The organism is Streptomyces sp. NPDC001492 (assembly GCF_053597275.1).
Genome location: NZ_JBSFHW010000005.1, coordinates 161,102 through 172,494, shown reverse-complemented (window position 1 = coordinate 172,494; position 11,393 = coordinate 161,102). Strand labels below are relative to the sequence as shown.

At 70.7% G+C, this 11,393-nt stretch carries 12 protein-coding genes; 6 read left to right on the top strand and 6 right to left on the bottom strand.

The features are described from left to right. Genes ACWC1K_RS08530 through ACWC1K_RS08515 form a run of 4 tightly spaced genes read right to left on the bottom strand, consistent with a single transcriptional unit; the run spans nucleotide 1 to nucleotide 3,074 of the window. Nucleotides 1–531 carry an MSMEG_0572/Sll0783 family nitrogen starvation response protein gene (locus ACWC1K_RS08530; protein ID WP_381333770.1) on the bottom strand — a complete coding sequence of 177 codons (531 nt, stop codon included), beginning with the start codon at nucleotides 529–531 and terminating at the stop codon, nucleotides 1–3. A 55-nt stretch (nucleotides 532–586) separates the two neighbouring features. Further along, the gene (locus ACWC1K_RS08525) at nucleotides 587–1,402 is read right to left on the bottom strand and encodes an amidohydrolase family protein (RefSeq protein WP_450829549.1); all 816 of its coding nucleotides are present in this window, start codon (nucleotides 1,400–1,402) and stop codon (nucleotides 587–589) included. Between the two features lie 53 nt (nucleotides 1,403–1,455). After that, the gene (locus ACWC1K_RS08520) at nucleotides 1,456–2,772 is read right to left on the bottom strand and encodes an MSMEG_0569 family flavin-dependent oxidoreductase (protein WP_450829547.1); all 1,317 of its coding nucleotides are present in this window, start codon (nucleotides 2,770–2,772) and stop codon (nucleotides 1,456–1,458) included. Next, nucleotides 2,769–3,074 (bottom strand): MSMEG_0570 family nitrogen starvation response protein, encoded by a 306-nt coding sequence (locus ACWC1K_RS08515; protein WP_450829546.1) that lies wholly within the window; start codon nucleotides 3,072–3,074, stop codon nucleotides 2,769–2,771. Before ACWC1K_RS08515 ends, ACWC1K_RS08520 begins: the two co-directional genes overlap by 4 nt. A gap of 148 nt (nucleotides 3,075–3,222) precedes the next feature. Here ACWC1K_RS08515 and ACWC1K_RS08510 point away from each other — a divergent pair, with 148 nt between their 5' ends. From ACWC1K_RS08510 to ACWC1K_RS08500, 3 genes are all read left to right on the top strand, one after another. Further along, nucleotides 3,223–3,528 carry a hypothetical protein gene (locus ACWC1K_RS08510; RefSeq protein ID WP_450829544.1) on the top strand — a complete coding sequence of 102 codons (306 nt, stop codon included), beginning with the start codon at nucleotides 3,223–3,225 and terminating at the stop codon, nucleotides 3,526–3,528. 79 nt (nucleotides 3,529–3,607) lie between these two features. Further along, nucleotides 3,608–5,032, top strand: coding sequence for a family 43 glycosylhydrolase (locus tag ACWC1K_RS08505; RefSeq protein ID WP_450829837.1), 1,425 nt, complete (start codon nucleotides 3,608–3,610; stop codon nucleotides 5,030–5,032). A 149-nt stretch (nucleotides 5,033–5,181) separates the two neighbouring features. After that, nucleotides 5,182–6,681, top strand: a complete 1,500-nt coding sequence (locus ACWC1K_RS08500; protein ID WP_450829542.1) for an acyl-CoA synthetase — start codon at nucleotides 5,182–5,184, stop codon at nucleotides 6,679–6,681. A 139-nt stretch (nucleotides 6,682–6,820) separates the two neighbouring features. Here ACWC1K_RS08500 and paaK read toward each other — a convergent pair whose 3' ends face one another. Further along, a complete protein-coding gene (gene paaK, locus ACWC1K_RS08495) occupies nucleotides 6,821–8,110 on the bottom strand; it encodes a phenylacetate--CoA ligase PaaK (protein WP_450829540.1) in 1,290 nt (429 codons plus the stop codon). A gap of 172 nt (nucleotides 8,111–8,282) precedes the next feature. Here paaK and ACWC1K_RS08490 point away from each other — a divergent pair, with 172 nt between their 5' ends. Next, nucleotides 8,283–9,026 (top strand): alpha/beta fold hydrolase, encoded by a 744-nt coding sequence (locus ACWC1K_RS08490; protein ID WP_450829538.1) that lies wholly within the window; start codon nucleotides 8,283–8,285, stop codon nucleotides 9,024–9,026. Between the two features lie 132 nt (nucleotides 9,027–9,158). On the opposite strand, the gene ACWC1K_RS08485 is transcribed toward ACWC1K_RS08490, so the two are convergent. Then, nucleotides 9,159–9,536 (bottom strand): peptidoglycan-binding domain-containing protein, encoded by a 378-nt coding sequence (locus tag ACWC1K_RS08485; RefSeq protein WP_450829536.1) that lies wholly within the window; start codon nucleotides 9,534–9,536, stop codon nucleotides 9,159–9,161. Between the two features lie 326 nt (nucleotides 9,537–9,862). Here ACWC1K_RS08485 and ACWC1K_RS08480 point away from each other — a divergent pair, with 326 nt between their 5' ends. After that, entirely contained in the window at nucleotides 9,863–10,609 is a 747-nt protein-coding gene (locus ACWC1K_RS08480) for a peptidoglycan-binding protein (protein ID WP_450829535.1), read from the top strand. Continuing rightward, nucleotides 10,606–11,385, top strand: a complete 780-nt coding sequence (locus ACWC1K_RS08475; protein ID WP_450829533.1) for a helix-turn-helix domain-containing protein — start codon at nucleotides 10,606–10,608, stop codon at nucleotides 11,383–11,385. Before ACWC1K_RS08480 ends, ACWC1K_RS08475 begins: the two co-directional genes overlap by 4 nt. The last annotated feature ends 8 nt before the right edge of the window (nucleotides 11,386–11,393 follow it).

The window sequence follows — 11,393 nt, the reverse complement described above, 5'->3', positions numbered from 1 at the left end:
CTACAGCTGGTAGGTGGAGTTGATGATGGCGCCCTTGCGCGCGTAGTGGATCAGCGCGTCCTGGACGTCGAGGGGGTGGGTGGGGATGACGCCCTCGATGAGGTCCTCCTCGCGGGCGCCGTGTAGGGAGAGGCCGAAGCGGCAGCAGTAGACCTTGCCGCCCTCGGCGATGAACGTCTTGAGCTGGTTGTTGATGTTGTGCTCGCCGGGGAAGGCGGAGTTGCCGGTGGTCGGGAAGCCGCGGGTGGCGAGGCAGTTGAGGGAGCCGGGGCCGTAGAAGTAGATCGCGGTCTCGAAGCCCTTGCGCAGGGCGCGGGTGGCCTGGAGGACGGCGACGAAGGACACCGACGACTCGTGGGCGATGCCGTGGACGAGGGTGAAGTAGGTCTCGCCGTTCTCGGCCTGGTAGTCGGGGAAGACCTTGGTGGAGCCGTAGATGCTGGTGCCCTCGGGGAGGGAGGGGTGCGGGATCTCGTCGAGGGACTTCTGCTCGACGTCGGAGAGTTCGGCGGTGACGACGGTTTCGGACATGGCTGTCTCCTTGTGCGGACGGGAAGGAAGTGGGGCGGTCAGACAGTGGGGTCGGTCAGTCGTAGAGCGCGGCGAACGTGTCCCGGAAGACCAGGTCGCCGAGTTCGCCGCCGCCGGTGGCTTCGGCGAGGCGGGCGTACTCGCCGGTGAAGTCGCCCCACGGCTGGTCGCTGGCGAAGAGCACCCGGTCGTGGCCGATGCCGCGGCGCTCGATCTCCTGGGCCAGCCAGCGGGGAGTGAAGCCGATGGCCCAGGAGAGATCGGTGTAGACGCGCTTGCCGGCGCTGATCCAGTCGAAGAACCGGGAGCCGACGAGCTTGATGTGGCCGCTCATCCCGCCGCCGAAGTGCACGAGATGGACGGGCACTTGGTCGGCGTACCAGTCGACGAGATGGCCGACCTCGTCGATGTCGGAGGCGGCGCCGGGAGAGGTGTGCACATGGACGACGAGGCCGTGCCGGGCGGCCTCGGCGAAGATGCGGTCCAGCTGGGGGCGGCAGGCCGGGTCCGTGGGGCGGCCGCCCAGCAGGAAGCTCAGCTTGAGGGCCTTGACCCCGGGCTCGCCCGCCAACTGGAGGGCCTGGTCTGTGCGTTGGGTGTCCTCCGGGCGTGGGGACACCCACAGCCCGGCGCGGATCCGGTCGTCGCTCTGCGCGGCCTCCAGCGCCAGCTCGTTGAAGGAGAAGGCGATCGCGGGGTCCGGGACGCCGTAGTTGGGGATGACCAGGGCCCGTTCGGTGCCCTCCGCGTCCAGGTCGGCGATGAGCTGCTTGACGGTGGCGCGGGCGGTGGTGTCCGGGTTGACGGGTGGGCCGCCGTAGAAGGGATAGGCGGGCAGGACGCCGATGTGGCGGTGTGCGTCGTGGACCATGGTGGGATTCCTCAGCCGCAGGGTGTGGTTCCTCAACCGCGTGGTGTGGTTCCTCAGCCGATCGGCAGGGCGGAGGCGAGTTCGCTGGGGGCTCCGGTGAGCGTGCCGCACACGTCGGCCAGGCGGCGCGAGGCGTCGATGTGGTCCGCGAGGAACTCGGCGTCCCGGCCCACCGCCTCGAAGCGGCCCGAACCCCACGAGTACTGCCAGGGCAGACCGAGGAAGTGCAGGCCGGGCGTGCTGGTGGCGCCGCGCCAGTGCATGGGGTAGCCGCGACCGTCGAAGACGGGTGCCTCGATCCACCGGTGGTCGCGCCGGAAGCCGGTCGACCAGATCACCGAGGTGATACCGGCGGCCTCCAGGTCCAGTGCGCGCGGCTGCTCGTTCGGCTCCCACACCGGGACGTACCGGGGCTCGGTCGGGGCGTCGATGCCGTGCGCGGTGATGTGGACGTCGATGGCGTCCTTGATGCCCTCGGCGACGGCGTCGGCGTGGTCCAGGTTCACCTTCAGGTCGTCGGCGAACTCCAGGTCGGTACCGGTGACTGCGGTGAGCCGCCCGTACAGCCGCATGCCGTCGCGGGCGAAGGCGCGCAGGTCGATGTCGCGGCCGCCGTCGCGTCCGGTGACGTAGTGGTTGACCCGCATCCGCACGGCGCCGGCGTCGCCGAACTCGTCGATGGACTTGTCGTAGTGGCCCATGTCGTCGAGCCAGGCCACGCAGTCGCGGCCGCGGTAGAAGCGGGCCACACGAGGGGCGCTGCCGACAGCCAGATGCACCTGGCGACCGGCGAGGTGGAGGTCCTCGGCGATCTGGCAGCCGGACTGGCCGGTGCCGACCACGAGGACAGCGCCCTCGGGGAGCTGGTCGGGGCTGCGATAGCGGGAGGAGTGGACCTGGGTGATGCCGTCAGGCAGGCGCTGGGCCATCGGCGGGACGGACGGCGTGTGGTAGGGGCCGGTCGCGACCACGACCTGCTCGGCGGTGAAGTCGCCGGCGGTAGTGGACAGTTCGAACACTCCGCCCGGCGAGCGCCGCAGCCGGGTGACCGTCACACCCTCCACCAGGGGTGGCCGGAAGAACGCCACATAGTCCTCCAGGTACCGGACGATCTCGTCACGGACCATGAACCCGTCCGGATCGTCGCCCTGGTACGGATAACCAGGCAGCTTGCACTGCCAGTTGGGGGTCACCAGGCAGAAGGAGTCCCAGCGCCGCTCACGCCACTCGTGCCCGACCCGGTTCGCCTCGACGACGACGTGCTCGACACCACGCCGGTTGAGGCAGTAGCTCATCGAGAGGCCTGCCTGACCGCCGCCGACGACGACCACCGGATAGTGCGAGCCGACGAGCGGGGCCACCGGGCTCACCGCGTGCTCCCGTCGGCCCCGGTCAGGGATTCGACCGTGACCTTGGCATCGCTGACGGCGGCGTACGCGGCGGCGGTCCGCTCGATCTGCGCGAGCTGCTCGGAGGCACCGGTACAGAAGAAACCGAACTTCTCCTTCACGCGTTCCCCGGCGATATCGAGTGCCGTGCGGCTGCGCTCGACAAAATCCGCGAGCGCATATTGACCGCCGGGAACGAAATAGTCCTCGACCACCGTGGAGGGGGAATAGCAGCGCTGCGTCACCCCATCGGGCCAGCGCACCTGAAAATACATCTCGGGCATGACATCCTCCATGCCGGGCGCCGAGGTCTCGACACCTCGCCGCTGTCCGTGGAGACCAACTCCAGCCCTGGGGGATTTCCGAACGAAGTCATCCGGAATAAAGGGGAGTTGCCAGAACCTCACGCCGGTGGAACGGAAATGCCGTCCCGTGCGAGAGCAGATTTCCGTCGTGTCGGCTGAACCAGTCGTATCAATCGCATCAGTCGAGCCGGCGAATCTGACCGTCGTCGACACCACCGCCGCGCCATGGGAGAGGGCCACCGGCGCGCGGGAGCGCTGGCTGCCACCGTTTGGCCACGTGTGCCGCTGGTTGCGTGCCGGACCTCCCACCCCCGCCGTGGCGGGCGTCGACCAACTCGTCGGACGCTTCCTTGATCAAAGCATTGACGGGGACGAGCGCAGGACTTATGTTCTGGCCGAATTCACGAACGGCGTTCGAAATACCGGAAGTTGAGCGGACGGTTTCTCTGCGCCGCCCGCACCAGAGGGAGCAATCCGTGAGACCTGCGCTCACCCGTCGATCGGTCCTCGGCTTGATCGCCGGTTCGGCCGCCGCCACCATCACCGGTGTCTCGGCCGGTACCGCCCACGCCGCCGTGCCCGCGTCACCAGGCGTGACGTACACGAACACCATCGCCGAGCAGCGGGCCGACCCGCACATCTTCAAGCACACCGACGGCTTCTACTACTTCACCGCCACCGTGCCGGAGTACGACCGCATCGTGCTCCGCCGAGCCACCACGATCCAGGGGCTGTCCTCGGCCACCGAGACGACCATCTGGACCAAGCACGCCAGCGGTGCGATGGGCGCACACATCTGGGCCCCGGAGATCCACTTCATCGACGGCAACTGGTACATCTACTTCGCCGCCGGTGATGCCGACGACATCTGGCACATCCGGCCCTACGTCCTGGAGTGCACCGCCGCGAACCCGATCACGGGGAGCTGGACGGAGAAGGGGCGTATCGCGCTGCCGCTGGACACCTTCTCGCTGGACGCGACGACCTTCGCCGTGAACGGCACCCGCTACCTCGCCTGGGCGCAGAACGACCCGGACGTCGGCCGCGGCACCAACATCTACATCGCGCAGCTGTCCAGCCCCTGGACCATCACCGGCACCCCGGTCATGATCAGCAGGCCGACCGCCGCGTGGGAGACCGCCGGAGGCGAGACGGTCAACGAGGGCCCGGCCGTGATCCAGCGGGGCGGCAAGGTCTTCCTGACCCTCTCGGCCAGTGCCACCGACGCCAACTACTGCATGGGCATGCTGACCGCGTCCGCCTCGGCCGACCTGCTCAGCGCCTCGTCGTGGGCCAAGAGCGCCGGCCCGGTCTTCGCCACCAACGCCGCCACCAGCCAGTACGGCCCCGGGCACAACCAGTTCACGGTCTCCGAGGACGGCCAGTCGGACATCCTCGTCTACCACGACCGCGGCTACAAGGACATCAGCGGTTCCCCGCTCAACGACCCCAACCGCCGCACCCGCGTCCAGAAGATCTACTGGAAGGCCGACGGCACGCCCGACTTCGGCATCCCGGTCGCCGACGGTCTCACCCCGATCCGGCTCTCGTCGTACAACTTCCCCGACCGGTTCGTCCGGCACTGGGACTACCGCGCCAAGATCGAGGCGAACGTCTCGCCACTGGCCGACTCGCAGTTCCGGGTCGTCACGGGTCTGGCCGGCACGGACACTGTCTCCCTGGAGTCGGCCAACTTCCCGGGCTACTTCCTGCGCCACAAGAACTACGAGGTGTGGGTGGAGAAGAACGACGGGACGGCGCAGTTCGCGTCCGACGCCTCCTTCACCGCCCAGGCCGGCCTCGCGGACTCCGCCGGGGTCTCGTACGAGGCGTACAACCTCCCGGGCCGCTACATCCGCCACTACAACTACCTGCTCTACGTCCAGGCCCCCAGCACGGCGACCGACCGGGGCGACGCCACCTTCTACACGCAGTGAGCCACGGCGGCGGCCGTTACCTCTCGGGAAGCTCCGGCGGACCCCGTCGGCGAGTTACCCGGGAGGAGTGGAGGGGCGTGCCGGCGGGCGGGTGCGTGCGCCTCACGGGTGCTTGACCTGCCCCGGCCACGCACCGAGGATCATCAGTCATGACGCAGGGACACGGCAGCACGGTTGACGGGGCGCTGCGGCGCAGCGCCCGACGCACCCCCGCGCGCATCGCGGTGGAGTACGGCGACCGCAGGTGGACGTACGAGGAACTGGACGAGGCCGTCTCCCGCGCGGCGAGCGTCCTGCTCGAGCAGGGACTCGCTCCCGGCGACCGGGTCGGCGCCTACGGCCACAACTCGGACGCCTATCTGATCGGCTTCCTCGCCTGCGCCCGTGCGGGCCTCGTCCATGTGCCCGTCAACCAGAACCTGACCGGCGACGACCTCGCCTACATCGTCGAACAGTCCGGCAGCGCGCTGGTCCTCACCGACCCCGACCTGGCCGGTCGACTCGCAGACGACGCAAGGACGTTGCCCCTGCGGGATGCCGACGATTCACTGCTGGCCCGGCTCGCTGCGGCCCCCGCCCACGACGGGCCCGAGCCGCGTACCGAGGACCTGGTGCAGCTGCTGTACACCTCGGGCACGACGGCCCTGCCCAAGGGCGCGATGATGACACACCGCGCCCTGGTGCACGAGTACCTGAGCGCGATCACCGCCCTCGACCTCAGCGCCGGCGACCGCCCCGTGCACTCCCTCCCGCTCTACCACTCCGCGCAGATGCACGTGTTCCTGCTGCCCTACCTCGCGGTGGGCGCCACGAACATCATCCTCGACGCGCCCGACGGCGACCGGCTCTTCGACCTCATCGAAACCGGGCGCGCGGACAGCCTGTTCGCCCCGCCCACGGTATGGATCGGCCTGTCCAACCGCCCCGACTTCACCACGCGCGACCTCGGCGGACTCCGCAAGGCGTACTACGGCGCCTCGATCATGCCGGTGCCCGTCCTGGAACGGCTGCGCGAACGACTCCCGAAGCTCGCCTTCTACAACTGCTTCGGCCAGAGCGAGATCGGCCCCCTCGCCACCGTCCTGGCACCCGACGAGCACAAGGGCCGCATGGACTCCTGCGGCCGCCCCGTGCTCTTCGTCGACGCCCGCGTGGTCGACGAGGACGGCAAGGACGTCCCCGACGGAACACCGGGCGAAATCGTCTACCGCTCCCCGCAGTTGTGCGAGGGCTACTGGGAAAAGCCCGAGGAGACCGCCGACGCCTTCCGCGACGGCTGGTTCCACTCCGGCGACCTGGCGGTACGGGACGCCCACGGCTACTACACGATCGTCGACCGCGTGAAGGACGTCATCAACTCCGGTGGCGTACTGGTCGCCTCGCGCCAGGTCGAGGACGCCCTCTACACCCACGAGTCCGTCGCCGAGGCCGCCGTGATCGGCCTCCCCGACGAACACTGGATCGAGGCGGTCACCGCGGTCGTCGTCCCGCGCGGCGAGGTGACCGAGGACCAACTGATCGCCCACGCCCGCGAGAAGCTGCCCCACTTCAAGGCGCCGAAGCGGGTGGTGTTCGTGGACGAGCTGCCGCGCAACGCGAGCGGGAAGATCCTCAAGAGGGAACTGCGGGACCGGTTCGCCGGCCAGTAGGACCCCGCGCCCCGAAGGGGCGCGCGGCTGCATCGCCTTGCGGCTCCGCCGCGCGGGCTCGACCAGCCACGATGGTGCCGCAGACCACCGCCACCGCATCGTGGCCCGCGGCGGATGTATCGGCACCACCGGCGGAGCGTCACCGCAGGTCCACGATCCGCCGGATCTTCCCCACCGACCGTTCCAGCGACTCCGGCTCGACGATCTCCACCGCCACCGAGACGCCGATTCCGTCCTTCACGGCCGCCGTGATCGACCGCGCTGCGGCCTCCCGCACCTCGGGTCCGGCGTCGGGCCGGGCCTCCGCCCGCACGGTGAGGGCGTCCAGGCGACCCTCCCGCGTCAGGCGCAGCTGGAAGTGCGGCGCGACACCGGGGGTGCGCAGCACGATCTCCTCGATCTGCGTCGGGAAGAGATTGACACCCCGGAGGATCACCATGTCGTCACTGCGCCCGGTGACCTTCTCCATCCGCCGGAACACCCGCGCCGTGCCCGGCAGCAGCCGCGTCAGGTCACGCGTGCGGTACCGCACGACCGGCATCGCCTCCTTGGTCAGCGAGGTGAACACGAGCTCGCCCTCCTCGCCGTCCGGGAGCACCTCACCGGTGATCGGGTCGACGACCTCCGGGTAGAAGTGGTCCTCCCAGATGTGCAGCCCGTCCTTGGTCTCCACGCACTCCTGCGCCACCCCCGGGCCGATCACCTCGGACAGCCCGTATATGTCCACCGCGTCGATCGCGAACCGCTCCTCGATCTCCCGCCGCATCTCCTCGGTCCACGGCTCGGCCCCGAAGATCCCCACGCGCAGGGAGGTGCCGCGCGGATCGACGCCCTGGCGCTCGAACTCGTCGAGGAGCGTGAGCATGTACGACGGCGTCACCATGATGATCTGCGGCTCCAGGTCCTGGATCAGCTGGACCTGGCGGGCCGTCATACCACCGGAGGCGGGGATGACCGTGCAGCCGAGCCGTTCCGCCCCGTAATGGGCGCCGAGGCCGCCGGTGAACAGCCCGTAGCCGTACGCCACATGCACCTTGTCGCCGGGCCGGCCACCCGCCGCACGGATCGAGCGGGCCACCATGTCGGCCCACAGGGAGAGGTCGGCGTCCGTGTAGCCGACGACCGTGGGGCGTCCCGTGGTGCCGCTGGAGGCGTGGATCCGGCGGATGCGGTCCTGCGGGACGGCGAACATGCCGTACGGGTAGTTCTCGCGCAGGTCCGCCTTCGTGGTGAACGGGAAGCGGGCCAGGTCGGCCAGGGAGCGGCAGTCGTCCGGGTGGATGCCGGCCTTGTCGAAGGACTCCCGGTAGAAGGAGACGTGCTCGTACGCGTGCCGCAGCGAGGCCCGCAGCCGCTCCAGCTGCAGCGTCCGCAGCGCCCCGGCGTCGAGCCGTTCCCCCACGTCCAGCAGCTCCGTCGCATCCGCCATCGGGACGTCTCCTTCGCCAACCACATCAATACGGGCGACCGATCATTCGGTCGAGCTGTTCGGGATCAGTAATTCAGGCCACGTCGGGGCAGGCAAGAGGGCGGCCCGCATTTTCTGCGGCGCCCCCACAACCGCGTTGCGACACCGGGCCATGGGACAGCAAGATCGGCGCATGCCGGGCGGTCTCGCGGCGCACCGCCGGCTGGTCCTGCTCGACCTGCGCGGCACCGGTGACTCCGCGGTACCGGCGGATCCGGCCACCTACCGGTGCGACCGGCTCGTGGACGACGTGGAGGCGCTCCGTGCCCACCTGGGCCTTGAGCGGATGGACCTGCTCGCCCATTCGGCCGGTGGCAGTCCGGCGCTGCTGTACGCCGCCCGGCACCCGCAGCGGGTGGCGAGGCTCGTCCTGGTCACCTGCGCCCCGTGGGCGCTGGGAAGGCAGCCCAGCGCCGAGGACCGGCTGGCCGCGGCACGGCTGAGGAGCGCCGAGCCGTGGTTCGGGGACCTGTTCCCCTCGTTCGAGGCGTGGCTGTCGGGGAAGACCGACTTCGACCCGGCGTTCGCGCCCTTCTTCTACGGCCGCTGGGACGACGCGGCGGCGGAGCACGACGCCCGCGCCGAGTTCAACGACGAGGCATTCGACGTCTGCGGCTCCGAGGGCGCCTACGACCCGCCGGCGACCAGCGCCGCACTCGCCCGAGTGGCCGCACCGGTCCTCGTCCTCGCCGGCGGGCTCGACGGCGGCCCCGGCCCCGAGCCGGCGCGCACCGTCGCCGAGGTGTTTCCGAACGCAGAATGCACCGTCCAGCCTGGTGCGGGGCACTCTCCGTGGGTGGACGACCCCGAGTGGTTCGCACGCCGGGTAGCCGGGTTTCTGGACCGGGACGCAGCCGTTCTGCCTTCGGCGGGGTAGCGGCCCGGCCCGCATGCCGCCCCGCTCGAGTTGCGGGATGCGCCGCCTGCCATGACATTTGAGGTGGAGTGAAGAGTGCGAGGGGCCCTGTCCTCCCCCGAGAGGACAGGGCCCGACGCGCGTCCGCTTCGATCAGCGGTGCGAGCTGGGCAGGTGCTCGTAGCAGCCGGAGCGCCAGCCGCCGTCGCCCTGGAGGTTGTCCAGCAGGCTGTCGCCGGTGTTCTTGCCGACGACGCCGTCCACACGCAGGCCGGACTTCTGCTGGAAGAGCCGGACCGCGCTGTAGGTGCCGGAGCCGAAGATCCGGTCCTCGCCGATCGTGTGGTGATGGGTCCGCCTGGCCCAGTCGTTGTACCCGTGCTGGACGCACAGCACGGGTACGCCCGTGTCACCGCGGCTGATGTTCGGCACGTCGGGCCGCGCGGAGGCGCTGCCGACCGAGCCCAGCACCAGGCCGGCGCCGAGCGCTCCGGTGACGGTCGCGAGTGCGAGGATCCTGCGCATGGTCATGGCCGGTTCCTTTCCGGTGAGTTGAGGGGCCGTATCGCTTCCGGTGGAATGCGAGGGCACGAAACGACGCTCCCGGGCCGAGCCCCTCGATGGCACCAACGACGTTGCCCGGCCGGATCCGGCAGCGGCCAGGGGAAGCGGCAGGACCGGTGGCACGCGGCACGGCCCACGCGCTGACCTGCTGGGACGCCGTGTCCCCTGACAAGACCGTGGGACGGCGGGCGGGGTCGGGATGCGGTCACAGTGGACGGGACCCGCAACCACAGCCCCGGAGGAACCGCGTCCTCCTCCACGACGGCGACCGCGCACGCGCACGGGGAAGTGACATGACGCGCTGGAAGGAACTGCCCGCCGGGCTGGACGACACGGAGCGGCAACTCGTCGCACAGCTGCGGCGGTTGAAGGACCGCGCGGGCCTGAGCCTCGCCGCGCTCGCGGCGAGGACGTCGTACAGCTCCTCGTCCTGGGAGCGCTATCTCAACGGGAAGAAGCCGGTGCCGCGCGCGGCGGCCGAGGAACTCGCCGAAGTCTGCGGGGCGCCGGCGGAGCGGCTGCTGGTGCTGCACGAGGTCGCCGAGACGGCACGGGCACAACGGGCGGCGGCAGCCGGCGACGGGCCCCGGTCCCCACGCCGTACGCCCCGGTCACGGCGCATCCCTCATGCGCTGCCGGCCGTCGCCGTCGCAGCCGTCCTGGCGGCGTTCGGCGCCGGATTCCTGAGCGGAGCCGCCTGGCACCGGGACGACGGCGGCGGGGCGCAGCAGAACGTCGCGTCCGGCGCCTCCGCCTTCCCCAGCGGTCACACGTACGGCTGCGACCGGGTCCGGCGCGCACACGGCGTCCTCACCGCGGGCTACTCCACCAGCCGTGATGCGCTCCTGGACCGGGGCAGCACCGGCTGGGACGTGGTGGAGGCGCAGTGCCTGCTGCGACGGCACGGCTTCGACGGGGGACGGGTCGACGGTGTGTACGGCGAGAAGACCGGGCGGGCCGCGCGTGCCTTCCAGGAACGGCACGGACTCGCGCCGGACGGCATCGTCGGCCCCGACACCTGGAAGAAGCTGCGCACATGAGCCCGGAGACGGCACAACTGACCGGGAGCATGCGCGAGGTGCGCGTCGCGGCGGGACTGAGCCTGGCCCAGCTGGCCCGGCGCACGCCCTACAGCAAGTCCTCCTGGGCGCGCTATCTGGCGGGCACGCAGCCGGTGCCCCGGCGCGCGGTGGAGGCCCTGTGCGAGGTGGCGGGCGTACGCCCCGAACGGCTGCTGGCCCTGTGGGAGCTGGCCGACGCCCGCTGGAGCGGGCGGGCACGGGCGACGCCCGAGCCGCCTCCCGAGCGCCGGAACCTCCGCGGCTCCCCGTACGCGTGGGGCGCGCTGGCGGGGCTGGCGGCGGCCACGGTGGCAACGGTCGCCGTACTGCTGTCCGGGCCGTACGGGTCGTCATCGGCGCCCCCCGGCACCGCCCCGGCGACGTTCACGCCCGGCCCCGGCTGCTCGGGCCGTACCTGCGAAGGGAAGAACCCGCTGGACATGGGTTGCGGCGGCCCGCGGATGGTCAGGACCCTCGCGGCACGCACCGCCGCCGACGGGCGCAGTGTGCAGTTGCGCAACGGCACGGCCTGCCACGCCGTCTGGGCCCGCGCCGCCCGCCTCCACCTCGGCGACCGGGTCGAACTCACCCTGCCGGGCGCACCCCCCAAGGAGATCCATGTCGACACCGAGAAGGAGCGCAACGCCTACCTGGCGACCCCGATGACGGCCCTGACACCGCCGCACGATCCGGGCGACGCCCGCGTGTGCCTGATCCCGGCCGACGGCCGGCGCGTCTGTTTCACCGGCAGGTGAGCAGCCCG